Origin of the sequence: Massilia sp. NP310 (assembly GCF_019443485.1) — a bacterium.
GTDB lineage: Bacteria > Pseudomonadota > Gammaproteobacteria > Burkholderiales > Burkholderiaceae_D > Telluria > Telluria timonae.
In genome coordinates, this window is the sequence record NZ_CP080379.1 from 754,858 (window position 1) to 780,072 (window position 25,215).

General features: G+C 56.5%; 21 protein-coding genes. 13 read left to right on the top strand and 8 right to left on the bottom strand.

Translation table 11 applies throughout. The features are described from left to right. Positions 1-55: 55 nt before the first annotated feature. The 8 genes from KY496_RS03495 to KY496_RS03530 all read left to right on the top strand — a co-directional run bounded on the left by KY496_RS03495 (position 56) and on the right by KY496_RS03530 (position 10,795). Positions 56-2,326: a DNA internalization-related competence protein ComEC/Rec2 gene (locus tag KY496_RS03495; RefSeq protein WP_229520407.1), complete on the top strand. Its 2,271-nt coding sequence runs from the start codon at positions 56-58 to the stop codon at positions 2,324-2,326. A 28-nt stretch (positions 2,327-2,354) separates the two neighbouring features. After that, positions 2,355-3,752: a protein kinase gene (locus tag KY496_RS03500; protein WP_219863897.1), complete on the top strand. Its 1,398-nt coding sequence runs from the start codon at positions 2,355-2,357 to the stop codon at positions 3,750-3,752. Between the two features lie 11 nt (positions 3,753-3,763). Beyond that, on the top strand, positions 3,764-4,906 hold the full coding sequence (locus KY496_RS03505; RefSeq protein WP_219863899.1) for an ATP-binding domain-containing protein: 1,143 nt from the start codon (positions 3,764-3,766) through the stop codon (positions 4,904-4,906). Then, positions 4,830-6,335, top strand: a complete 1,506-nt coding sequence (locus tag KY496_RS03510; RefSeq protein ID WP_219863900.1) for a hypothetical protein — start codon at positions 4,830-4,832, stop codon at positions 6,333-6,335. The genes KY496_RS03505 and KY496_RS03510 overlap by 77 nt, the downstream gene beginning before the upstream one ends. A 191-nt stretch (positions 6,336-6,526) precedes the next feature. Next, entirely contained in the window at positions 6,527-7,645 is a 1,119-nt protein-coding gene (locus KY496_RS03515; RefSeq protein ID WP_219863901.1) for an ABC-three component system protein, read from the top strand. 30 nt (positions 7,646-7,675) lie between these two features. After that, positions 7,676-8,155: an ABC-three component system middle component 2 gene (locus tag KY496_RS03520; protein ID WP_307729065.1), complete on the top strand. Its 480-nt coding sequence runs from the start codon at positions 7,676-7,678 to the stop codon at positions 8,153-8,155. A gap of 2 nt (positions 8,156-8,157) precedes the next feature. After that, positions 8,158-9,993: a hypothetical protein gene (locus KY496_RS03525; protein ID WP_219863905.1), complete on the top strand. Its 1,836-nt coding sequence runs from the start codon at positions 8,158-8,160 to the stop codon at positions 9,991-9,993. A gap of 73 nt (positions 9,994-10,066) precedes the next feature. Continuing rightward, positions 10,067-10,795, top strand: a complete 729-nt coding sequence (locus tag KY496_RS03530; RefSeq protein ID WP_219863907.1) for a hypothetical protein — start codon at positions 10,067-10,069, stop codon at positions 10,793-10,795. A gap of 26 nt (positions 10,796-10,821) precedes the next feature. Here the strand turns inward: KY496_RS03530 and KY496_RS03535 are convergent, their stop codons facing one another. From KY496_RS03535 to KY496_RS03550, 4 genes are all read right to left on the bottom strand, one after another. Next, positions 10,822-11,211, bottom strand: coding sequence for a hypothetical protein (locus KY496_RS03535; protein ID WP_219863909.1), 390 nt, complete (start codon positions 11,209-11,211; stop codon positions 10,822-10,824). Between the two features lie 873 nt (positions 11,212-12,084). Then, positions 12,085-14,022, bottom strand: coding sequence for an integrase (locus KY496_RS03540; protein WP_229520408.1), 1,938 nt, complete (start codon positions 14,020-14,022; stop codon positions 12,085-12,087). After that, positions 14,022-15,584: a site-specific integrase gene (locus KY496_RS03545; RefSeq protein ID WP_219863911.1), complete on the bottom strand. Its 1,563-nt coding sequence runs from the start codon at positions 15,582-15,584 to the stop codon at positions 14,022-14,024. Before KY496_RS03545 ends, KY496_RS03540 begins: the two co-directional genes overlap by 1 nt. Before the next feature lie 58 nt (positions 15,585-15,642). Beyond that, positions 15,643-16,872, bottom strand: a complete 1,230-nt coding sequence (locus KY496_RS03550; protein ID WP_307729066.1) for a tyrosine-type recombinase/integrase — start codon at positions 16,870-16,872, stop codon at positions 15,643-15,645. Between KY496_RS03550 and KY496_RS03555 the strand changes: the two genes are divergently transcribed. Beyond that, the gene (locus KY496_RS03555) at positions 16,860-17,120 is read left to right on the top strand and encodes a ComEC/Rec2 family competence protein (RefSeq protein WP_219863914.1); all 261 of its coding nucleotides are present in this window, start codon (positions 16,860-16,862) and stop codon (positions 17,118-17,120) included. The two genes, KY496_RS03550 and KY496_RS03555, sit on opposite strands and share 13 nt — an antisense overlap. A gap of 13 nt (positions 17,121-17,133) precedes the next feature. On the opposite strand, the gene KY496_RS03560 is transcribed toward KY496_RS03555, so the two are convergent. Together KY496_RS03560 and KY496_RS03565 are read right to left on the bottom strand one after the other, a co-directional pair. Continuing rightward, positions 17,134-18,531, bottom strand: coding sequence for a cell wall metabolism sensor histidine kinase WalK (locus KY496_RS03560; RefSeq protein ID WP_219863915.1), 1,398 nt, complete (start codon positions 18,529-18,531; stop codon positions 17,134-17,136). Between the two features lies 1 nt (position 18,532). Further along, positions 18,533-19,219 carry a response regulator transcription factor gene (locus KY496_RS03565; protein WP_005670278.1) on the bottom strand — a complete coding sequence of 229 codons (687 nt, stop codon included), beginning with the start codon at positions 19,217-19,219 and terminating at the stop codon, positions 18,533-18,535. Positions 19,220-19,352: 133 nt separating this feature from the next. Here KY496_RS03565 and KY496_RS03570 point away from each other — a divergent pair, with 133 nt between their 5' ends. The 3 genes from KY496_RS03570 to KY496_RS03580 all read left to right on the top strand — a co-directional run bounded on the left by KY496_RS03570 (position 19,353) and on the right by KY496_RS03580 (position 21,690). Continuing rightward, the gene (locus tag KY496_RS03570; protein WP_071363052.1) at positions 19,353-19,922 is read left to right on the top strand and encodes a Spy/CpxP family protein refolding chaperone; all 570 of its coding nucleotides are present in this window, start codon (positions 19,353-19,355) and stop codon (positions 19,920-19,922) included. Then, entirely contained in the window at positions 19,919-20,836 is a 918-nt protein-coding gene (locus KY496_RS03575; RefSeq protein WP_184237419.1) for an intradiol ring-cleavage dioxygenase, read from the top strand. The genes KY496_RS03570 and KY496_RS03575 overlap by 4 nt, the downstream gene beginning before the upstream one ends. Positions 20,837-20,898: 62 nt before the next feature. After that, the gene (locus KY496_RS03580; RefSeq protein ID WP_219863917.1) at positions 20,899-21,690 is read left to right on the top strand and encodes an alpha/beta fold hydrolase; all 792 of its coding nucleotides are present in this window, start codon (positions 20,899-20,901) and stop codon (positions 21,688-21,690) included. An 8-nt stretch (positions 21,691-21,698) separates the two neighbouring features. Here KY496_RS03580 and KY496_RS03585 read toward each other — a convergent pair whose 3' ends face one another. Continuing rightward, positions 21,699-21,977 (bottom strand): hypothetical protein, encoded by a 279-nt coding sequence (locus KY496_RS03585; RefSeq protein ID WP_219863919.1) that lies wholly within the window; start codon positions 21,975-21,977, stop codon positions 21,699-21,701. A gap of 135 nt (positions 21,978-22,112) precedes the next feature. Between KY496_RS03585 and dcd the strand changes: the two genes are divergently transcribed. Further along, positions 22,113-22,679, top strand: coding sequence for a dCTP deaminase (gene dcd, locus KY496_RS03590; RefSeq protein ID WP_005670287.1), 567 nt, complete (start codon positions 22,113-22,115; stop codon positions 22,677-22,679). Positions 22,680-22,812: 133 nt separating this feature from the next. On the opposite strand, the gene KY496_RS03595 is transcribed toward dcd, so the two are convergent. Continuing rightward, positions 22,813-25,071: an arginine/lysine/ornithine decarboxylase gene (locus KY496_RS03595; RefSeq protein ID WP_219863920.1), complete on the bottom strand. Its 2,259-nt coding sequence runs from the start codon at positions 25,069-25,071 to the stop codon at positions 22,813-22,815. Positions 25,072-25,215: the final 144 nt, after the last annotated feature.

Genomic DNA, 25,215 nt, shown 5'->3' on the forward strand with positions numbered 1-25,215 from the left:
CGGCCACCAGGTTTTCCCGTCCTGTCGACAGCGACGAGGATCGAGACACTCAGCCATGCGCTTGGCCATCCTCGCGTTTGCAGCCGGCGCCGCCTGGATGCAGCTGCAGGCGGCGCTGCCCTCGGCGCCGAACCTGCTCGTGTGCGCACTTGCCGCGGTGCTGGCGTGCCGATGGCGAGACCGCGCGCCGACGGTCATCTGCGCGGGCGCACTTCTTGGGTTTGCCTGGGCAGGTTTGACCGCCCACCTGGCCCTGCACAATGCCTTGCCACATAGGGACGAAGGCCGCGACATCACCGTCATCGGCGCCATCGCCAGCCTCCCGCACCGCTTCGACGGCGGCGTGCGCTTCCATTTCGACGTCGCCCACACCGAGACGCGCGGCGCCACCGTCCCGCCCAGGATCGTGCTGTCCTGGTACGGCGCCGCCGCCGCCGATCCCGCCCTCATCCACCCCGGCGAACGCTGGCGCCTGGTGGTGCGCCTGCAGCGCCCCCACGGCAACGCCAACCCCCATGGCTTCGACTACGAAGCCTGGCTGCTGGAACAGGGCGTGCGCGCCACCGGCTACGTCCGCCCCGCAGGCAGCCGGAACGAACGTCTGGACGACTGGACACCTGGCGTCGGCTACGCGATCGAACGCGCGCGCGGTTACCTGCGCACGCGCATCCTGGCGATCCTCGACGGCGAGCCTTACGCGGGCGTCATCGTGGCCCTGGTCATCGGCGACCAGCGCGGCATCGACCAGGACGACTGGGACGTCTTCAACCGCACCGGCATCAGCCATCTGGTGTCGATTTCCGGCCTGCACATCACGATGGTGGCGGGCCTCGCGGCCTGGATCGTCGCCAGCCTGTGGCGCCGCTCGTTCTGGACCGACGCCCAGCTGCCGCTGCGCCTTCCGGCCCAGAAGGCCGCCGCCTTGGCGGGAGCGGCGGTGGCGCTGATCTACGTGCTGCTGGCCGGCTTCGGCGTGCCGGCCCAGCGCACCTTCTACATGCTGGCCGTGGTGGCCGCCGCGCTCTGGTGCGGACGCATCGCATCCAGTTCCCACGTCCTGTGCCTGGCGCTCGGCATCGTGGTGCTGCTCGACCCTTGGGCCATGCTGTGGCCCGGTTTCTGGCTGTCCTTTGGCGCCGTCGCCGCCATCCTGTACGCCTGCAGCGGGCGGCTAGGCGAACGCACGCGTGGCTGGCGCGCGGGGTTGCTGGTGGCCGCGCGCACGCAGTGGGCCGTGACCATCGGACTGGCGCCGCTCACGCTGCTGCTGTTCGGCCAGATTTCGCTGGTCAGTCCAGTGGCGAACGCGGTGGCGATCCCCGTCATCAGCCTGTTCGTGACGCCGCTGGCGCTGGTCGGCAGCATCCTGCCGTCGCCGCTGGCCAGCCTGGTCCTGGGCATGGCCCACCTGGCGATCGAATGGCTGGCCTGGCCCCTGCAGCGGCTGGCGGCGCCTGAGCTGGCGGTATGGACCGCGCCGGCGCCGTCGCCATGGATCCTCGCGCTGGCGCTGCTCGGCGCCGCATGGATGCTGGCGCCGCGCGGCTGGCCGCTGCGCTGGGCCGGCCTCGCTGCCTGGACCCCGCTGCTGACGCAGCTGCCGACGGCGCCGCCAGCCGGCGCGTTCAGCGTCACCGCCTTCGACGTCGGCCAGGGCATGGCGCTCCTGGTCGAAACCCGGCGCCACCGCCTGCTGTACGATACCGGCCCGCAGTATGCGCCCGGCGCCAGCGGCGCGACACGCGTCATCCTGCCCTACCTGCGCGGACGCGGCATCGGGCGTCTGGACACCCTGGTGGTGTCGCACAGCGACCTCGATCACGTCGGCGGCGCCGACGCCGTGCTGGAAACGCTGGAAGTAGGGGAGGTCAGATCGTCGCTGCCGCCGGCGCACCCCTTGCTGCGCATGGCGGCGCGCCGGCAGCGCTGCCTGGCTGGCCAGGCCTGGGAGTGGGACGGCGTGCGCTTCGAGATGCTCGCGCCCGATGCCGCCAGCTACGCCAACCCGCGCCTGAAAGCCAACGCGCGCAGCTGCGTGTTACGGGTGAGCGCCGATGGCAAGGCGATCCTGCTGGCCGGCGACATCGAGGCGGCGCAAGAGGCGGCATTGCTGCGCACGGGCGCGCAGCGCTTGCGCGCCGACGTGTTGCTGGCGCCGCACCAAGGATTATGTAAGCAAGCGTGTTGCAAAGTCTGTGTCGCAGTGACCGAGCGGCCTACATTGTCAACTCAATTATGCACTAAGAGTAGATTTAGCGATAGTTACGTAAAATATTGCCTGGAAGAAATTTATTGGTTGACGAAAAGTTTCATTCTGATAAGCTAGTTGCTCCCACAGAATCAGAAAGCAAGCGATGTCTGAAATGAGTCCTGAGCTGCTAGAGCAGATGCGCGTGCTGGCTGAAGAGTATATCCAACCTCACGGCGGTACCCTGGACGCATGTTTAGGATCGGGTGGGTCTGCTGCGGTATTCAAATGGCGCCGTGGTGACGCTGTTTTAGCACTTAAAGTATATGACCCAACCTTTTTCGACGAAGAAGATGGTCCGGCAGAACGCCAGCGAATCGAACTTCAAGCAGCACTGATCGGTCACGAATGTCCGCAACTCGTCGGAATCGAAAGCGTCGAATTTGCGTTTGGTACGTGTTTCATGTGTATGCAATTCGTCCCAGGGAAAGAGCTTAGCAAATGCTTAGCTGAGGTTCCTCGCGACAAAATCTGGTCTTTGATTGGACAGTTGTCTGACGCCCTAATCTTTCTCGACAAACGCAATTTAGTCCATCGAGACATCAAACCGCATAACATCATGGTGTCAGAAGACTTTTCGACACTTACGCTAATAGATCTAGGTGTTGTCCGCGAAACGAATACTGCGGGCGACTATGCCGGCACAGATCACGGCCGTCGCCGTCCCTTCATTGCAACCGCCCAGTACAGTTCCCCTGAATACCTATTCAGGCTCGTTGAGCCAAGCCCAGATTTTTGGCGTGGTCTAACTTTCTATCAAGTTGGGGGGGTGTTACACGACCTCATCATGCGCAGAGCTCTGTTCCAGGACGAAGTTAGCTCAGCAAACAGGTACATAGTAGCCATGGCGGTGCTTCGGAAGACCCCAGCGCTGAATCCAGATGACATTGTAGAAACCTCTCTTCGCGCGCTCGCTGCAAGATGCCTAACGAAAGATCTTAGCCAGAGACTCAAGCTCGTGACGTGGGCAGATTTCCGGCCAAATTCTACAAGCGCGGCCGATAGGTTGCAGCAACGATTGCAAAAGCTGAGCGTAGCATACGCTGGACCAGCGGAAATTGAGCTTGAAAAAAATCGTCTGCGAATGACGCGGCAGCAATGCGTTTCGCAACTGCTAACTGAAACGCGGTCACAAGTTAAAGAACAGTTTGAAGAAGTGTATTGCGAGCGTGTATCAAACGACGTCCCCGACAGTGCTGGTTTGCTTACGATTCGTGTACCTCAAGTGGGAATCTTTGTTGATATTTCAATACAGGTTAACTGGCCTGAAGATCCAACGCCGCTCCAAGGGCTGGTCACAGTACATGCGTTTGCGCGAACCGAAACCACTGTTGCTGCTTTTCACGCCCCTAAAAATACGATCTGCGCTCTAGACGCCGAAAGTATGGATTTGTCTCTTCCTATCTTTAACCTGCGCGACTTTATAGCTAATGCGGTGTTGAATGCTTTGGACATCGGAGATAGCGGTCAGTTGAACGAACACGGATGTTCGCTAACATTTTAAAGGTCAAATAAATGCAAGAGAGCTGGTGGAAAGATCGAAAAGACCTAGACGAGGATCAGGAACGTGTTATCGTTCTGGAGCCAGACGGCAATCATTTGCTCGTCGGGCCGCCGGGCTGCGGGAAAACAAACTTACTGCTACTGCGAGCAAAGTACTTGAGCAGTAGCGGTAAAAAGAATGTCCTGTTTATTACGTACGGTCGCACGCTCGCTGAATTCATCAAGACGGGGATTGGCCCAAAACAGCTCATCGACCCAGCCAATGTCATGACATTCCGTTGGTGGGCGAAGAAAATTCTTGGTGACTTTGCTCCCGCAGTGCTTAGAAATGAACCGGACCAGCCTTACGACGAAGTTCGATCATGGTATATCGAGCAGCTTCGACAAGCATTGCAATCCGCACCAAAAGATTATTACGATGCAATTTTTGTAGACGAAGTTCAAGATATTACAGGTGATGAACTGGAGATTCTTGGACGACTTACGACGCGATTGAATGTTGCAGGAGATCAGCGTCAGTCTATTTTCAATGGAGATGGAATTACAAAAGCTCACTCCCTGCGATTTAATTTGATCCGGCTACACTACCATTATCGCATCGGGTTAGAAATATGCAAAGTAGCTGATAAAATTCTTCCTCCGTACGATGGAGCTCGGATGCTCGCTGAAACCAGTAATTATCCCGAGAAAAAGAATCCGTCTAGTGCCACTTGCGTGCCATGCGCAACACTTGGAGAGCAGTTAGATAACCTAATCGCTGCTCTGCGGACGCAATTGAAGGCTTTCGTCGGTGAGTCTATTGGTATTTTTGTGCCTTCGTACAAAAACGGCGTGCTTGATGAAATTCAAAGCCGTTTGGACGCTTCAGAATTTGCTAGTCTTGTAAGCTATCATACTCCGGACGCCCGAACATTCCCCGATGGGAAGCGCGTGTTTGTTATGACCTGCCATTCTGCGAAAGGTACTGAATTCCGCGCAGTGCACATAATAACTGCTGAGCGTTTTTCCGGGAATTTAGCGAAACGTACTCTCGTTTTTACTGCAGTTACACGCGCGAAGACATCCTTGCGAATGTATCATGCTGGTAGGATTCAATCGTTTATCGAATCAGCTTTTGCTGAAGAGAAGGTTGGTGATATTGATGCCATATTCTAATATTGTGACCGAGTCGGTCAGGTGGTTCAGTGCGACTCGCAGCGATTTACCCGCTGTGCTAGAGGGCCGCATCCCCGTGGCAAGTTCAATGCTACAAGCACCTACCGCTGAAGTATCAATCGGCATATATACGGACGAAGATGATCACCCAATCTTGACGTTGATTGTGGTTGAGGATAAGCAGCTCACTGAATTGCTAGCCTGGCTATCTACGTTCGCACCTGAACTATTTCCACTTAGTCAAAGTGTCCGAGTATTGACGCGAAGCGATTATTCAGGAATCGAAGGCGAGATGCATAACGGCGAACCGCATCGTCGAGACTTGGTCTGGCCATCTATCATTTTGGGGGAAATGTTGGCACAAGGGGAGCCAGCTCCAAATCTAGCAACTCTGCCTCTTTCACGTGCATCAGCAAGCTTCAGCTTTTGCCAGGCCCGCGCTTCCCTATTATATCCTCTTAATTCGAAAGTAAATAAGGTAACGACGGCCCGCTTGCATCAATTGCAAAATGAGCGATCGTTTACCCAGCGCTTAGTCAATGTCCATGATATGTTAGCAATCTGGTCATTTGTCGATGAGTACGCTAAATGCACCCCATTTCAAAAAGGATGGATCGAAGCGATTTTGTCTATAGTAGAAACGGGCGTCGAACCTAACTATGCTTCAGCTGCCGTCTTGGAGCGCATAGGAATTGACGCACGCAAGATGGCAAGCGGGCCTATCGAAGTACGTGTGCTGGAGTTTGAAAGGGCGATTTCTCTATCGTTTAATGCCGTCTCATCTAATAATGACATGCGGTCCAATATCCCACTTATCGTGGCTGGGCTTTGTTTTCTCGTAGGCGGCGGCACAAGTCATATTAGCTTACTAGATGAGTTTGCAAGCGATTTCCCAACGGTTTACGCATGGTTCGGGTTGCTGGCTGGTTTAGCTGGTCCTGGCACTTGGGACGCACAATGGGCTAGAACTAGTACTTCTGTCGAGAAACTCTTACGATCTGGATTTTCGATGTATGACCCCCCCACTGCAGACATTTGCTGGGCGGAGTACGAATGGATAGCCTCTCAACGCCAAAGCTTGCCATGGTTAAAAGAATTGCCGAAGCTTTACCCGAGGCTTGTTTCAGTCGAGGTCATCCCAGGGGCGACATGCCAATTTAGACTTGGCGATGCTGAAGATGTCGACCGTCAGGTAAATCATGTACGTCCACTGACTCGAAGTGTGAAGATAGTTGAAACTCCTCGAAAAGTGCAAGCCGATGAGAAAGTTGCCTCAATCGAGATAATGTTGCTTGATGTTCTACGGGAGCTTAAAGGGCTAAGAAACGAATCGGTTCATGGGCTGACACAAGAAGACATGTTCCCAGCACCTGAACTGCCAGGCCCTGCCAAAGCGAAGCCCCCTAGGAAGCGAGCGGTAAAAAAGTAATATCTAAAGTTATTCTAACGTCGATGCAGTCTACTGGACAACGATAACGTACTTCTGACGTCAGAAGTGGACAATGGTCAGTGAGCGGAAAGCTATAGGTTTCCGCTCGCGATTTAAGGGCTGCTATCCGATAATATTCAAGATGTAACCGATAATACATTGTTGACAAACGGCTACTGTAGAGGCGTAGTTTGGCTAAAAAGAGCAACACCCATGTACCGATTTCCCTGCCAGCGCCTACGCCATGGCCAGGAGCGAACGCACGTCTTCTTGGTGTAGGAGCCGGACTCCCGATAGATAAGTTAGCGCGTCTGGCAAATTTTAGTTTTGACGAGTTCGAGAGATTCACGCTTGAGTGGGCATCTGGATATCTTCGCGAACAGGAAGAGGTCTTCGAAGTGCAATGGCGCGGAGGAGCAGGCGATAAAGGCCGCGATGTTATCGTTTGGCTTGACGCACCTAACATCAAGCCACGTAGATGGCGTCTCTACCAATGTAAGCGTTATGACGCTAACCTCGGTCTGTCCAAGGCCGGGATAGAAATCGCCAAATTACTTTATTACACTTCCATTGGAGATTACTCAGTTCCAGAAAGCTACCACTTCGTGACTCACCGCGGTCTGACGTCGCCATTTCAAGATCTGCTGGATGATCCGGACCAGCTAAGGGCGAAAATGCTGGCGACCTGGGACGACTACGCTACTTCAATCACCTCGTCCAAAAAAATTGATTTAAGCGATAGCTTGAAGATGTATATTGAGGAGTTTGACTTTAGCATCTTCAGGGGAAAGCAGCCAGAGGAACTGATTAGCGAGCATGCTAAAACTAAATATCACTTAGTGGTTTTCGGTGCCCCCTTAATTGATCGCCCATCACCTCCAGAGCCACCCTCAGACGTTGCGGCGTCTGAGGCAAGATATATTGAGCAGCTTTATGCTGTAATTGCCTCGCACCTCAAATTGTCAGTTCAGTCCGCGGCTGACTTTCAGATTAGTAAATACCATGCTGCATTATTTACTAGATCTCGACTCACCTTTTACAGTGCCGAAGGACTCTTCGAGCTTGCCCGTGATCAGTTTGCAAGTACCGAACTTTTTGATTCCCTAGCCGAGGAGTTCGGGGATGGCTTGGTTTTTTCTTATACCGAGCCAGCTGACGAGCCCATCGAGAGACTCAAAAATACAGTAAAGGCCGCGCAGAGCCTCCAGTTAGGCGCTCATCCTCTCGCTCCACATATGAACACTAAAGATCGAGAAGGAATCTGCCATCAACTTGCGAATAAAGGCACAATTGACTGGTGTGCCTATTAATGACATTACCTATTTAAGTGGAGGTTGGCGATGAGACCATTCAACTCGCCCCTCGAATGCGGACTCAGGACCTTATTCGTGTTGAATGCTTCGCAGCATATGCGTATGGATCTCCAACGTATCGTCGCGTACGACTATCTTCTCGTGCACTCTGGAGATATTGATTTCGGCCCAGAAAGTCTACATCCGGCAGTGCCTTACAGGGGTGTTGAACTTCTTGTGAAGCGTGATTTAGTACGGGCTGGTCTTAATCAACTTATTTCAAAGGAACTCGTGAGGATCGAGTTTGTTCCAGAGGGATTCTTGTATGGCGCCACTGAACTCACTGCAGCTTTTGTGAGCCTATTGAAGTCTCCATATGCAATTGCGTTAAAGAGTCGCGCAGAGTGGGTGGCAAATCATTTCCGATCTTTCACAGACGGAGATCTCGACGCGTATATAACCCAAAACGTTGGTAAGTGGGGCGCGGAGTTTGAAACGCTTACTGCTATCGATTCCTTAGAATTGTAAATATGCTTCAGATCAGAAAAATAACGTTACGGGGTGACGGCGTAAAGGACGCGTCAGTTGTTTTTGAAGCTGGTGCAAATGTTTTAGCCGGCGAGTCCGATACCGGGAAAAGCTATTTATTGCAGTGTTTGGATTTTATATTTGGCGCAGAAAAAATAAAGCGTTTGAAAGAAGCCACGCCAAATTACAAAATGCTGTTTGTTGAATTTGAAAATTCAAGGGGCGAATTTCTAACCTTAGTTCGACCGATTGACGGTGGGAAACTCCGCGCCTATCATTCTTCCATAAAGGAGATATCAGGAAGCGGTGACATCATTGACCCGAAGCGATCTGGGAAGAGCATCCGTCCAGATATCACGTCCGTGGTCCTTCCTTTCGCCGGAATTAATGATGCGCAGCTACGTAAGAATGCCCTCGGAAAAACGCAACGCTTAACTGTACGTACTCTCGCACCGCTATTCTTTGTCGGGGAAGTAACGGTCATCGACGAGTTTTCTCCAGTTCTGGGGCGTCCTGGTTTCGATACGACTGCGTTAAAACGCACGTTATCATATGTACTGACGGGCACTGATGATAGAGATATTATTGCCTCAGAAGCAAATGAGGTGATCAAATCTCGTCTTAAAGCAAAGCTTGAATTGATTGTTGACTTGCTTGCTCCGCTCGAAGCTCGCTACCAAAACGCCGATACCGAGCTTTTGGATGAAGAAGATGAGGCGGATGCTTTTATAGACGATTTGGCTGAAGCAATTAACGATGTTGGGAGGACAAGAAGCAGTATACTTCAATCTCAACAGGATCTCACTAAGTCGAGTATAAAAGCAGATTCACAGCTGCTCGGAATTGGCGAACTTCGTACCAGATACACTCTTTTGGACGAACGATACAGTTCGGATCTGCAGCGTTTAGATTTTATTGCTGAAGGAGCACATTTCATCTCTGCTCTTCAGGATGTAAATTGTCCACTGTGCGACCAAAATATGCCTGACCACGAGCATATTACAAGCAACAACTCTCATATCCGTGCATCGGCAGTCGCTGAAGCTGCGAAGATCAAAGCGCATAGGCGTGACTTGGCGGAAGCCATAGCGGACCTGGATCAGAAGAGGGAAACGGTAATCAACGAGAAGTCAGACGCAATATCCAAAATTGCAAACTTGCAGCATAGCCTTGATACTGATATTGAGCTGCAGATGTCGGATCTACTACGAGCTTATGAGAATCAATTGAAGAGCCGGGCGGACCGAGAAGCAAACCGTTCGGACCGAGAGCATTGGATCAGCCTTCATAAAGTAAAAAACGAACTCGAAATCGAAATCTCCGCGAGCGTTGAGAATAGGCAAGACTGGGGCGGCATCTCTTCGGTCGCACAGCACGGTTTATGTGTCGAGATCGAGGGCGTACTTCGGGACTGGGCATGGGGAAATAATCCAAGAGTTGAATTTGACGAGAAAGAATACGATATTATAGTAGATGGGCAACCGCGTAATTCTCATGGTAAAGGTGTACGGGCGATATTGTACTCCGCATTTACGATCGGTCTTTTGAGGTATTGCGCAAAAAATGGCAAGCCCCATTTTGGGGTTGTCGTAATCGACTCGCCGCTAACCAGCTACAAGAAAAAAGGCGCGAAAAGCGTACGTGGAGCGGACGGGGAGATTCCTGTTGGCGTGGAAGCTGCGTTCTGGGAGTCATTAAAAAATATCCCTAAGGGCATTCAAGTTATTGTGATCGAAAATAAGGAGCCACCGGCCGATGTGGCTAGTGCAGTGCACTATGAGTGGTTTGCTGGCGATGATGCGAACGAGGGGGACCGCGCCGGCTTTATTCCTCAATGATACATCGCTATTCTGCTCGTAGTAACGTGCGCAAGCCAATCTTTTGTGATTAATTGTTATGACAAGTGTTGATGTGGAACTCAAAGAGAAAAAGCTGCCCGATCCGTTCGGTGTAATTGAGAATGCTGGCGACCTATCTCTAGTGATGCAGGTTGCGGCTTTCGCCTTCTTCCTTGATACCCTTTTGCTCGCTTTTAAAGGGAAGAATTTGCTTTCGTTTTCATGGGGTTCGGTAGAATGGTCCGCAGAGGTTGGCGAGATTATGGTGGCAGGACTGTTGTATGCAATCTTACTGTCAGTATTGATTCCAATTTTAGATGCCTCAATAACTGCAATCCTCAGGTGGTACCCTCTTCGCCGATTTTTCATTACCTTCGATGAAAGAGAAGCAAAGCGCAGGCCGACAGGGTGCGTTACTGACAACGAGTTACTTATTAAGGCAGATGCAGAGCAGAGTACCTATCTTCTAGAAAAGTATCGAGAATCAATAACACGTTCTGCAAACGCGATGCGCTTACGGAGTAACATGGGCACCGGTGCGCTTCGGATCTTAGTTATGTTGAGTTTGAATCTTTATTTCAGTACAGAAAAGAATCTATCAACGATCATGAGCGCGAGAGCCGTATTTGTGCCAGCAAATTTCGATTTCGCCTTCGCTATCGCTGTGCTTGCATTATTAGTTCTATGTTTCCGCTCGTGGCTCAGTGAGCCTTATCAGACTATTTGGGTTTACTATCCGCAGTTATTTGAAGAGTTGACCGCAAGGAAGAAGCCAAGATATCTGGGCAGCGAGCAGGCATGACCGTTTTCTCTTTTTGATTCCAAAATTCAAATGAAGCCGGCTGCAAGAAGAGCCGACGCTTTCTCCATCGATTCAGCGGATGGAGGTGAAAGTCCCGCTTCGATTATTAATTCGTTACGCCGCTCTTGACTTAATAAGCCAACGTAGGGAGGAGATTGCCTGAGACGGTTGGCGTTTTCACCGGGGTCGGTCATTGCAAGAATGATCTCTTCGTCCGATCCTGATTGCATGAGAGTTCGCCACTCATCATGCGCGCTACACCAGACTCCATTCGAATTCCATCGGTCTAGATTTGAAAGACTTCGCGCGCGAATAGTTGCTAGTTCAAACTTAGCAAGAATGTCCTTCGACGAAAGCAGTTTGAAGCGGTCGATTTTGTCGTGCTGATTGAGCAGCGCTTCCAGTGTGTTTTTCATCCAATTTTTTTTGATGGAATAGCAATGCCGCCGATGAGCGCGGCTGCGGTGACCAGAGCCAGTTCTAAGTGGTACGTAACGTCCCGGTAGTTCAATGTCTCGACCTGATCTGTAGATCGGGAAAAGAGTGAAAACATAGACGGTTCTTCTGACGTCAGAAGCTCTACTGGACGTCGAATTTCCACTGATGTAGGCATCGCTCTAGTCCGATAACAAGTTAGCAAAAATGCGAAAAACGCGGCGCTTCTTCTGACGTCAGAAGTTTACTGGACATTGAAGTCCAACTGATGTGTTAGAAAAGGTACGCTGAAATCCTAGGCTGTCTTGCTGCGTTAAGCGGTGTCTGAGGCAAACTTCTGACGTCAGAAAGATGCCTAGGCGCCTATCAACTGAAACGCTACTTGACGATCCGTATTTGATGTTCAACACGCTCTGTCAGCTCCTTTATTATCGAGTTCTTCATCTCGATCGTGCGAGTCAACTCTGATATCTGCGCATCTAGCATATAAAGTTGTCGGGCAAGCATGGTTACCTGCTGCTGGGCCTGTTCGGCGAGAGTCCGGTATTCACTCACTTTACTAGCATCGGTTCGTCTGACTTTCGGGGCGGGGCGCGGCGCTTTTGGAGTAATTTCTTTTAAAGAGCAGCGGACCTCCTCTAGCACTATTGAATGAGACCGATACAAGGTTGCTCTGTCTACGCACGCCTCCTCAGCTAATGCTTTAGCTGAAAGTTTCGTCCCAATTGGGACAATGTTTGTATTCCCTGAACGTAGCCGGTCGAGGGCAGCCCACAATCTTTGCCTTGTATCTTCGAGCTGTTTGTCCCGAAAGCTTAATATCGGTGTTAGCGTATTATCCTCAGTCGAAGAGTTCACGACGCACCTCCGTCGAGGCGTTTCAGTACTTTCTCTGCAATCCGCAAAATGTCATTGGCAAGTTCTTTGCCGCCGGGGCCCATGTCGTCAAGCGCTAAAGCGTCTAATTGTTGTTCCCTAATGCCATTCCAAACTGGACGATGCTCCTGGCCGATGATCCCGTAGTGGCAATCGACGCATGTTTGTGCCTCGAAGACACAGAGTCCGCCGCATCCTCTACCTCGTGAATTTCCTGTGCACCAGGAATGACCGGTCCCGTTCAGCGTAATCGTCCCTGCATATTTTTTGATTAGTTCCTCTTTGCTTTGAGCCGTACGAACCGTCTGCCTCCATTGCTTAAGCCATGTGGCGCCGGTCGCTACGGGTGAGTCGCTAAGCAGATATGAGCTTACAATTTCCTCATGGCGTAGCAACTTTTCGTTTCCAACCATTTCAACGAGCTCGGTATCGACTTCATATTCGTCGCTAGCTCCATCGGCATAATAGACGGTCATATCTAACGTCCAGTGCCCTAGGTGTTCCTGCAGCGTAATAAGGTCTCCTAACTCAGCTCGGGCAACAAAGCAGGCGTAGCTCCTGCGGAACTGATGGGCGTGAAGTCTATACTTTCGGTCAGCTTCGTTCATTGCTGAGGAGGCGCTAAAGCTTTTTAGATCATTGCCTACTCTCGTGCCAGATATAACAGAAATTTCGTTACCGTACTTTCTCGCTACGGACAAAAAAAGCTTTCCTTGCTGAGCTCGCGTGGTGTGGAGCCGGCGCAAGAGACCAAGATATGTTGGCTGCTCGCTGACCCCAGGTGTTGCAAGAAGCGATTCCAGCTCATGAAGCTCTTCGCGAAGCTTGTCTCGGAGAGGCGCGGAAAGTTTTTCTAGCACTCCAATCGCGTCAACAACAGGTTGCGGCACGAGCCACTTTTTTGGTCGTCTTCCTAACTTATAAATTGTGCCATGAAGCCAGTAAGCTTCGGTCCCTGCGTCGGTCGTATGCCCACGTGAAATGCACCCCGCTTCAAGCGAAAGCAGTTCGCTGTCACGTAAGCCTGAAAAAAGGTCGATTACGACATAGCATGCTGTCCTGAGGCGCACAGTTTCTGTACGAAGTGCGCTTGCTCCTGAAAATCCTAGTGATCTCGCAGTCGCTGTCCTAGCATCTGACCAAACTTGATCGCGCTTGGTCAGACTATCCCGCGGGATATTCGTTAGCGCGGTTAGAGCTGAAAGGATCAGTGGCGAGCGCTTATAAATGTAATCATAGGCAAGCGCAATTAAATTCTTGGCGATATGATCAGGAATAACCTCTGTAGAAGGCTTACGGTTGGTACCGCCTCGGCGATTGCCGCTAAGCGAGAGTGCGGTCTCAAGCGGCCACGGATGCTCAGTGAGCGAATCAGCAAGTTTCTCACGTTGGCGGTAAAGAAACTCTAGAATGTGCAACCTATAGTGCACTGTGCTCTTGCTGACCAGTTCGCTAGTTGTGCCTTTGTACCTAGCCACTGCGGCGTATTCCAAGGTGTGCCCGTCTAGCTGGTGGAACTGATCCATGCCATGATCTACCATCCAACTTAAAAGTGGCTGTAGTAATCCTGCCTTAGCGATCAATGTCGACATGCCAAGCCGCTGGTAACCGTCCGCAGGGCTATAGAAAAGGGACCAGATAAAGTCTTTTGAAGAATCAAGAAGCCGGGCGTAGCCTGGGTCGGTCAGGCGCTTCCCATTGTTCAATCTAATGTTCCAGTCTAATCGCTTATGACATCTCTTCAAATTTTCTTGAGGGATGTAAGGGTAAAAATCCCAAATCGAATCAGAGTAGCGGCTTATAACTTGAACGTTAGAGTTTTCAGTTGCGATCACAGAGACTGGCATATCTGATTTATGTTGCCGCGTTGAATCATGTAAAGATTCAAGTATGGTCCGCTGAAAATTCAAGTCCACTATACTCTCCAGGCTGGATGTGGATTTTCTTTAGCTTTAACTCTAGCTGCAACTACTTTCTCTGGTGGGAAGAGTGGCGCTATGTCCTCATCTATTCGCCGCACAATTGGGCCATATGTTTTCAGCCAGTGATCGGTGCTTAACTTTGGGCGCTCAGAGAGCAGTTTCTCATAAAAGCTAAAGAGTCGCCACAGATCATCTTCGAAAACCAGCATATTTGGACATCGAAAACATGTGAAGAATTTCTTGCAGACAGATTCGTCATCTCTAAACGGGTTCTTACAATGAGCAATTCCCGTGGAATATCCAGAATGAAGGAGGTTCTTCAGTTCGGATGCCGGTACACTGCCATCTGCCGCGATAATTACGCCGCCTGGCGTCGTTGTGCTACTGAACGCTAAACTCATTGCGTCCAGCACGATCGCATGGTCTCTTGTCGAGTCTGCAGAATTTGTGACGTAATAACGAGCAGTTGTATCGACACTAGCGTGCCCCAGAGCTAAAGATACTTGTCGTATATCTTTTGTCTTCTTGTAGAGTTCTGTTCCGAAAGTTGGGCGCAATCTTGCAAACGAAAGCGAGAAAGAAGTGCCTGATTCCGTGAAAAGTTTATGTCGTTTCGCGAATCGTTGCAAGCCTGCTTTGACCGCTTGGCGTGATAGCCGTTCAACATTGCTCTGCTTTGGACCTTTTGCTATTCGATAGAGAAAAATATATTCGCGGAGATTCGGGGGGGCTTGCTCTGTGAATCTAGAGGTATATGCGCTTAAAGCCCTGATATGGTCGCCGATAAAGCGAGGTACAAAGTCAGCCTTCTTGCTCGAGTCTGGACTACGGTCCATCGACTTGATTGATGCCGCATGAGTAGTCCAGCCTCTTCGCTTTTCAGTTATAAGCATTTCGCGATCGGGCATGGGATGGGATCGTAAACTATCACGCTTAAGCTCGAGTAATGGCTGGAGATTCAGGCCTGTGAGGTGACCTAAGGCGAGTATGTGAATGATCAATATCTCTAGCGCTGAGAGGGAATCGAAGCCCTCTTCGTGGAGCATCTTAAGATCGGCGCCGAGTGCTGCTACAATTCTATCTTGTTCGTCCTGTGAGTATTCTCTTCGGGGGGGCGCGGCACGATTAGAGTATGGGAATGGATTTGAAGGAAAGCTAAGGTCAGTCGAAACGCTTGTCGGGGAGAGCCGTTGACGATTAACGAGAATACCTTTTATTCCCGAGAATATATTTCTCTGGTGCGTTACTGAAAAAGGCTTCCCTGCGTTTCTGTGCGGCTCGGAGATTACTCTCATTGACAACCAGCTGAGAAAAGTATCGACTGTTTTGCGATCGATTTGCGAAAATCGAGAAATCGGGGAAGCGCGCTCTTGTAGGTCATCTAAAAACCGCCAGAAGGTTTTTATCGCGTTCATATAACTTACAAGGCTTGCTGCGGTAGACGAAAATCTCATGCTCCATATTGCATCGCGAAACTGAAGAGCTATTTCGTCGCGGTCGGACCGTGAGTACGGTAGAAAGTCAAAGTTCACGATCTCGCCGTTGTCAAATTTCACGGAAAAGGTCCAGCCAGGCGGTATTTCCGATAAATTGAGGTCTTTTATCGGAGCGCTTCTATCGATTTTTTTTCGCTTTATTGGCATTGGATAGCGCTCCAAGGATTGTTAATTGATACTGGTCTAATTCGTCATTGCTAAGCAAAGCTGCTGTATGAACATACTTCTCGGTATCTGAAATGGATGAGTGTCCCATGCGGTCTCGCAACCATAACAGCGCTTGCGTAGAATTATACTTTCGGTGAACTCTGAGGAACTCATATGTTCCATATGTATGTCGTAGCATGTGCGGTCTGCATGTTATTCCGGTTTTACTCGATATAGTAGATAAGGCGTTGTTCAAGTATCGAATTGAATATTCGTATCCGTGGCTCGATAAAAATAGTTTTTCCGAATCTCGGCCTTCACGTTGTTGGAACTTTAGGTTCCGCAATGGCCATTCTATACAAAAATAATTCCATAGCGCGGCCGCAAGGTCGTAAGGAAGCATTACTGTTCTTGTTTTCGAACCTTTGGTTGGAGTAAGTCTGTTGTCTAGGGTCATAGGGACGAGCTTACTGATATCGCGACCACATGGGTTCGGTAAAACAGTGTACGATAAGTGGACTATCTCTTCTCGTCTCATTCCAGATAATAGCGCTAAATAGATCTTCAATTTTAAGGTTGGAGATTCTATTGCTGCGACGACTTCAAGTGCTTCCTCCAGCCTTAGGAATTTAGGTAGTGTTTGATGCGTAGGAAGTGTGAGAACGCTGGCTACGGTGGAATTGGCAGCACAATCGAGATGAGCAAGCAGGCCCTTATGTTTCGCAGCTCGTACTCTTTGCGAAACAAATGGATGTCCTTTAATCAGCTTCACATTGTCAGCCCATTTGAAAAACGACTGAACGCATCGTAGCCGCTGATTAACCGTCGTGCGAGAGCACTCACGATGAAGCATACTGTCGCGCCATGCAGCTAGTTCTTCTAACCCAATCAATTTCCAAGATAGAGAGTTGGCTTCTAGAAAGCTGAAGAACTCGTATAGATGGTTGCCGTATGTTTCCCACGTCCGAGGGGATGATGTGCGACCGCTGATGGTCGCGATGTATCGCAGGTACTTATTTGGAGCATCGACCAGTCTCATTTGGTCGTCGCAGATGAACGGGATCTTTGGCCGGTTGATGCCGTGATATAAGAAATTCTCGTCTGTGAAGAACAGATGCATCCACTCCCCGCGCGAAGGTTGCTGTTCAGAACACGATAACACGGCCCTGCGACACTCGGTGCAACACTGTGTTTCAGTCATATCACGGCAGCGGCACCTCGTCGACCGCCGCCTTCCTGCAGGCGGTGGGGCCGTCGCTGGGCATCTTCCAGGTTGGCCATCGCAATCGTTACAGGCATCCCAAAAAAGCGGTCTACGAGCGCTACGCCGAGCACGGGATACGGCGCCTGCGCACCGACGAGCGCGGCGCCGTCACGCTGCGCTTCGGTCCCCAACTGCAGGTCGAGACCCATCGCGAGACCCACGCGCGCTATTGGCACGGGCGGTGATGCCCCTCCAGCTTCAGGCCTGCGGCAGCGTGATCGTCACCCGCAGCCCGCCATTCTCGCGGTTGCGCGCCACGATCTCGCCGCCATGGGCCTGCACCACGCGCTGGGCGATCGCCAGGCCCAGGCCGTGGCCGTCGACGCCGGTGCGCGAGGCGCCGGCGCGGAAGAAGGGCTGGAACACCGCCGCCAGGTCTGCCGGCGGGATGCCCGGTCCCCGATCGAGCACGTCGATGCGCGCCAGGCCGCCGCCGGCGCTCAGCGCGACGGTCACGACGCCGCCGTCGGCGCCGTGCTTGGCGGCGTTGCGCACCACGTTCTCCAGCGCGCTCCACAGCAGGTCCGGGTCGCCGGTCACGCCGACGCTGCCCTCGGCCTCGATCAGGATGCGGGTGGCGCTGGACTGGCCCTCGCGCCCCTCGTGCTGCGCGGCCTCGAAGCGGGCGTCGGCCACGATGCCGTCCGCCAGCTCGGTCAGGTCGACCGGCTCGCGCCGCAGCGCGTCGGGAAGGGCTTCCAGGCGTGACAGGGTCAACAGCTCGCCGACCAGCTTGTCCATGCGGTTGCTCTCGCGCTCGATGCGTTCGAGCGTGGTCGCGAACTTGTCCGGCTGCTGGTGCGCCAGTCCGACCGCGGCCTGCATGCGTGCCAGCGGCGAGCGCAGCTCGTGCGAGACGTCGTGCAGCAGGCGGCGCTGGCCATCCATCAGGGCGCGCAGGCGTCCGCTCATGCGGTCGAAGTCGCGTCCCAGGTCGGAGAGTTCGTCGCCGCCCTTGGTGGCGGGGCCGAAGCGCGGCGCCAGGTCGCCGGCGGCGGCGGCCTCGAAGGCGCTGCGCAGGGCGCGGATCGGACGCGAAAAATACCAGGCCAGCAGGGCCGCGAACAGCAGGCTGGCCACGACCGCCGCCCCGATCACGACGGTCTGGCCGAGGCGGCGGCGCGCGCCGGGGTCGAGCGCCGGCGTCAGCGGGTCTGGCGGGCCGCCGCGCGCTCCGTCCGGCCGTCCCGGCTGGCGCGCGACGAAGGCGAGGTACTGCTCGCCGCCGGGCCCGACCAGATGCCGCGCGCCGCGCCAGGCGCCGCGCGGTTCACCGTTGCCGAGCTGGCGCTCGGCTTCCTTCAGCAGCTCGGCCGGCACCGCGCGCCCGAGCAGGTCGCGGCGCGCCGCATCGAGCACGTACAACTGCGGGCGCCGCAGGTCGGCCAGCAGGCCGCGCAGCGCGGCTTCGCCGCCGTGGCGCAGGGTGGCGGATGCCGCGTCGAGGGCGACCGCGGCCGGCGGGCCGGAATCGAGGCTCGAGCTGGCCTTCTGGCGCGCCTGGTCGCGCAGCCAGAAGGCGCCCCCGATGGCGATCGTGGCCGTCAGCTGCGCCAGCAGGATACAAAGGAAGAACTTCCAGAACAGCCGCCCCATGCTACTCCTTGATCAATTGGTAGCCCTGGCGGTAGATGGTCTGCAGGCAGGAGCGGCCGTCGGCCAGCGGTCCCAGCTTGTGGCGCAGGCTGCTCAGGTGGACGTCGATATTGCGGTCGAAGCGCGCCAGCGGCCGCCCCAGGCCCTGCTCGGACAGCTCGTTCTTGCTCACCGGCTTTCCGGCGTTCCGCGCCAGCACTTCCAGCAGGTTGAATTCGGTGCTGGTCAGGTCCAGCGGCTGGCCATCCCAGGTGGCGCGCCGCCCCTCGGGATGCATGGTCAGCTTGCCGACCGTGAGCGTCGCGCCCGGGCTGCTCTCGGGCTGCGCGTGGGTGCGGCGCAGGATGGCGCGCACCCGCGCCGTCAGTTCGCGCGGCGTGCAGGGCTTGGCCACGTAATCGTCGGCGCCGAGTTCGAGGCCGAGGATGCGGTCGGCGTCGTCGCCGCGCGCGGTCAGCATCAAGACCGGGATGCGGCTGGCGGCGCGGATCTGGCGCAGGGCGTCGATGCCGCTGGCGCCGGGCATCATGACGTCGAGGATGGCGATGGCGTGGCGGCCGCTGAGCGCTTCGCGCGCGCCATCGTCGCCGTTGTGGACGCAGGTGACCCTGAAACCTTCCTGTTCGAGGTATTCGGCGAACATGCCGACGAGTTCGACGTCGTCGTCGATAAGCAATACATGGTTCATGGCGACAGGATAGCGCAGTCGCGCGCCGCGGTCTTTTCCGCAAGGCGCGGCTTTACCCGGATTTACCTCTCTTAGGCGCGTTTTACACTTGCCCGCCACACAATGGCTGCTCCAAGACACCGGAGGATCCGTGATGACCCTGCACACCAGATTGACCACGCTGCGCGCCGCCGCGCTGCTTTCCACCTGCCTGCTGGCCGCCCCCGCCGTCCTGGCGCAAGCGATGCCGCCCGCTGAAGACCACGACGCCGGCCCGGGCGTCGTGCAAGCGGACGGCCGCGCCGACGGCCCGTTCGAGCCAAGGGACCCGTTCCCGCCATTCGGACCAGGCCTGCACGCCGGTCCGCCCTTCCTGCGCGGTCTCGACCTGAGCGAGGCGCAGCAGGACCGCGTGTTCGCCATCCTGCACGCCCAGGCGCCAAAGCGGCGCGAGCTGGAGAAGGCCGAGCGCAAGGCCGGCCAGGCGCTGGGCGAACTGGCGCGTGCGCCCCAACTCGACGAGGCGCGCGCCTCCGCCAGCGCCCAGGCCCTGGGCCAGGCGATCGCCGACCAGGAATTGCTGCGCCTGCGGACCGACGCCCAGATCAAGGCGGTGCTCACGCCCGAGCAGCGCGCACGGCTCGACCGGCCGCGCGGCGAAGGCGGCAAGGGCAGGGCCGACAAGAAGGGCGCGCGCGCCAAGCAGCGCGAGGCCGCCAAATGAGCGTCCCGGCCACCATCCTTGGGTCGGACCAGCATCACGACCAGCACGACGATCACCATCTCGGACTCGGCGCCGACCTGGCGCGCCTGCTGGCGCGGCCGGCCACGCGCCGCCAGTCGCTGCGCTGGCTGGGTCTCGGCGTGAGCACGGCGGCCATGCCGCTGGCCGGCTGCGGCGGCGGCAGCGTCGACGATGGCTACGGCATCTCGACCTCGACCACCACGACCGGCAGCGGCACGAGCGGCGGCACGGGGGGAGGCAATGCAGCCTGTTCCGTCATCCCCGAGGAGACCGGCGGCCCCTATCCGGGCGACGGCACCAACCGCAACGCCAACGGCGTGGCCAACGCCTTGATCCTGTCCGGCATCGTGCGCAGCGATATTCGCGCCAGCGTGGGTGGCGCCAGCGGCGTGGCCCAGGGCGTGCCGCTTGTGATCCGGCTGAAGATCGAGAACGTGACCCAGGGCTGCGCCGCGGCCGGCGGCGCGGCCGTCTATCTGTGGCATTGCACGCGCGAAGGCGGCTACTCGATGTACTCGAGCGGCATCGTGGACGAGAACTACCTGCGCGGCGTGCAGGAAGCCGACAGCGAAGGCTGGCTCACGTTCACGACCATCTTCCCGGGCTGCTATGACGGCCGCATGCCGCACGTGCACTTCGAGGTCTATCCAAGCCTGGCCAAGGCCAGCAGCGCGGCCAACCGGATCAAGACCTCGCAGTTCGCCTTCCCGCAGGCGACGCTCATTGATGCCTACGCCAGCAGCGGCTACGCCAGCAGCGTGCGCAACCTGGCCCGCATCAGCTACGCGACCGACAACGTCTTCAGCGACGGCACGGCGCTGCAGATGGCGAGCGTAACAGGCAATGCGGTCCAGGGCTATACCGCCGAGCTGGTAGTAGGCGTTTCCTTCTAAAGGCGGAGCGCCCGGCGGCGCTGGACATTACAATGGGGCGCTCCCGCATTCGATCGCGCCCCATGTCCAGACCCCTGCTTCATTTCGCCCATGGCAACAGCTACCCGGCCGGCACCTACAACCGCCTGCTGGCGCAACTGCGCGAGCACTACGACGTGCGCACCCTGGACATGCACGGCCACGATCCGCGCCATCCGGTCGCCGACGGCTGGGGCGCGCTGGTCGACGAACTGGTCGAACACCTGGAAGGCTATGGCCAGCCGGCGATCCTGGTCGGCCATTCGCTGGGCGGGATGCTGTGCATGCTGGCGGCCAAGCGCCGCCCGGACCTGGCGCGCTGCGTGGTGATGCTCGATTCGCCGGTGGTGGCGGGTTGGCGCGCGCTGGGCTGGCGCCTGGCCAAGCTGGCCGGCTGGGGCGAACGCCTGTCGCCGGCGCGCTTCGCCCGCAAGCGCCGCGAGCTGTGGCCCAGCCGCGAAGCCGCGTATGCGCATTTCAGCGCCAAGCCGATCTTCCAGGCCTGGGCCCCGGGCGCACTGGACGACTACCTGGAACACGGCCTGGCGCCGCACCCGGACGGCGTCACCCTGCGCTTCCGGCGCGACGTCGAATCGGCCATCTACCAGACGCTCCCGCACCACATGGATGCGGTGCTGCGCGCACCGTTCCCGGTGCCGGTCGGCTTCATCGCAGGCACCCGCTCGGAAGAAATGCGCCAGGCCGGCATGGGCTCGACGCGCAAGCTGGTGGGAGAGAACCTGGTGATGATCGAAGGCGGCCACCTGTATCCGCTGGAGAAGCCGCAGGAGACGGCGCGCCTGGCGCACGCCATGATCGAGCGGCTGCTGGCTTAGCCGCTATCTCAGTTGCTGTTGAGCGGCCTGACGGAGGTGTCGAGCGCATTGCGCGCGTCCTGCGCGCCGACGGTCTTGACGGTGCGGTCGCCGCCATCCGCATTGCGCTTGCGGATGCGCGAGCCGGTCATCGGTTCGTCGAGCGGCGCATTGGCGGCGGTTTGCTGCGCGGCCGCGGCCGGGGGCGACGCGGGCGCCTGCTCGGTGGCGGGCGGGGAAGCGCATCCGGCGAGGGCGGCCAGGAGCAGTACCAACGGGACTTTCGAGACGAACATATGAATCTCCATGTAGTGTATTGACTTATGGTATTCAACATCGCGTCGGTGGGCAATCAAATATTCCTGGCGCATGCGCGCCGACCCGCACCGGCGCCGGCATTTCGCGTAAAATCGCGGGATTTTCTTCCTGCTGGAATACCAATAATGACTATCAAGAGCGATAAATGGATCCGCCGCATGGCGGAGAGCACCGGCATGATCGAGCCGTTCGAGCCGAAGCAGGTCCGGGAGCAGGACGGCCGCCGCATCATCTCCTTCGGCACCTCCTCGTACGGCTACGACATCCGCTGCGCCGACGAATTCAAGGTGTTCACCAACATCAACAGCACCATCGTCGACCCGAAGAACTTCGATTCGAACTCCTTCGTCGACGTCAAGAGCGACGTCTGCATCATCCCGCCGAACTCGTTCGCGCTGGCGCGCACCATCGAATACTTCCGCATCCCGCGCAACGTGCTGACCGTCTGCCTGGGCAAGTCGACCTATGCGCGCTGCGGCATCATCGTCAACGTGACGCCGTTCGAGCCGGAGTGGGAAGGCTACGTGACCCTGGAGTTCTCGAACACGACCCCGCTGCCGGCCAAGATCTACGCAGGCGAGGGCTGCGCCCAGGTGCTGTTCTTCGAAAGCGACGAAGTCTGCGAGACCTCGTACAAGGACCGTGGCGGCAAGTACCAGGGCCAGCACGGCGTGACCCTGCCGAAGACCTGATCGGTCATCAGTCTTCCTGGCGCGCCGCGCGCGCCGGCAGGAAGCGCAGCACCTTTTCCTGAGCGAAGACGCGAAAAAAAAGGCCCGGAATCGCTCCGGGCCTCTCTCGGCGGGCGGAGGGCTCGCCCCCCGCTTACGCGTCCTGCATCACGCAATCGACGAAGTAGCCGCGCTTGCCGTCGACTTCGCGCTTGACCAGGCCGTGGACGTCGGTCTCGAAGCCCGGGAAGCGTTCGTTGAAGTCGCGCGCGAAGCGCAGGTAGTCGACGATGGTCTTGTTGAAGCGCTCGCCCGGGATCAGGAGCGGAATGCCCGGCGGGTAAGGCGTCAAGAGGATCGCCGTGATGCGGCCTTCCAGCTCGTCGATCGCGACGCGCTCGATTTTCCGGTGCGCCATATTGGCGAAGGCGTCCGACGGCTTCATGGCAGGCACCATGTCCGACAGGTACATCTCGGTCGTCAGGCGCGCCACGTCGCGCGACTTGTAGAAGGTGTGGATCTCGTTGCACAGGTCGCGCAGGCCGCGGGTCTCGTAGCGTGGGTTGGCCGAGGCGAACTGCGGCATCACGCGCCACATCGGCTGGTTGCGGTCGTAGTCGTCCTTGAACTGCTGCAGCGCCGTCACCAGCGTGTTCCAGCGGCCCTTGGTGATGCCGATGGTGAACATGATGAAGAACGAGTACAGGCCGCACTTCTCGATGATGACGCCGTGCTCGGCCAGGTACTTGGTGACGATCGAGGCCGGGATGCCGGTCTCGCCGAACTGGCCCGACAGGTCCAGGCCCGGGGTCACGATGGTGGCCTTGATCGGGTCGAGCATATTGAAGCCCGGCGCCAGCTTGCCGAAGCCGTGCCAGTTCTCTTCGGCGCGGATCATCCAGTCGTCCTGGGTGCCGATGCCTTCTTCCGAGAACTTATCCGGACCCCAGACCTGGAACCACCAGTCGTCGCCGAAGTCCTCGTCGACCTTCCTCATCGCGCGGCGGAAGTCCAGCGCCTCCAGGATCGATTCCTCGACCAGGGCGGTGCCGCCCGGCGCTTCCATCATGGCCGCGGCGACGTCGCACGACGCGATGATCGAGTACTGCGGCGAGGTCGAGGTGTGCATCAGGTAGGCCTCGTTGAAGGCATCCTGGTCGAGCTTGACCGATTCGGATTCGCGCACCAGCACCTGCGACGCCTGCGACAGGCCCGCCAGCAGCTTGTGCGTCGACTGGGTCGAGAAGATCATCGACTCCTTGGCGCGCGGGCGGTCCTGGCCGATCGCGTGCATGTTCTTGTAGAAGTCGTGGAAGGTCGCGTGCGGCAGCCAGGCTTCGTCGAAGTGCAGGGTGTCGATCTTCCCGTCCAGCATTTCGCGCAGGGTCTCGACGTTGTACACCACGCCGTCGTAGGTCGACTGGGTGATGGTGAGGATGCGCGGCTTCTTGTTGACGGCGTCGCGCGCGAACGGATTCGCCTCGATCTTGCGGGCGATCGATTCGGGCGTGAACTCTTCGAGCGGGATCGGGCCGATGATGCCCAGGTGATTCCGGGTCGGCATCAGGAACACGGGGATCGCGCCGCACATGATGATCGAGTGCAGGATCGACTTGTGGCAGTTGCGGTCCACGACGACGATGTCGCCCGGCGCCACGGTCGAGTGCCACACCATCTTGTTCGAGGTCGAGGTGCCGTTGGTCACGAAGTAGCAGTGGTCGGCGCTGTAGATGCGCGCGGCGTTGCGCTCGGACTTGGCCACCGGGCCGGTGTGATCGAGCAGCTGGCCCAGTTCCTCGACCGCGTTGCAGACGTCGGCGCGCAGCATGTTCTCGCCGAAGAACTGGTGGAACATCTGGCCGATCGGCGACTTCAGGAAAGCCACGCCGCCCGAGTGCCCCGGGCAGTGCCACGAATAGGAGCCGTCGTAGGCGTAGTTGACCAGCGCGCGGAAGAACGGCGGCGCCAGGCTGTCGAGGTAGGCCTTGGCCTCGCGGATGATGTGGCGCGCCACGAATTCCGGGGTGTCCTCGAACATGTGGATGAAGCCGTGCAGCTCCTTCAGGATGTCGTTCGGGATGTGGCGGCTGGTGCGGGTCTCGCCGTAGATATAGATCGGGATGTTGGCGTTCTTGTGACGGATTTCCTTCACGAAGGCGCGCAGGCCGGTCAGCGCGAAATCGGTCTCTTCGAGCGAGCCGCCGCCGAATTCCTCGTCGTCGATCGACAGGACGAAGGCCGATGCGCGCGATTGCTGCTGGGCGAACTGGGACAGGTCGCCATAGCTGGTCACACCGACGACCTCCATGCCTTCCTGTTCCATCGCGGCCGCCAGGGCGCGAATGCCAAGACCGGAGGTGTTCTCCGAGCGGAAGTCCTCATCGATGATGACGATAGGGAAACGAAATTTCATGGACAGCTCCAAAACGAAGCGCCGTGGAAGCGGCAGGTCCGCCGGTCATTCCGGGGGAGCTGGCCGCCGCGCACGGCACCGTAGAAAAATGAGAAGCGGATTTTCGCAGAAAACGCGGGTCCCGGTGCAAGTTTTTTTGCTAGG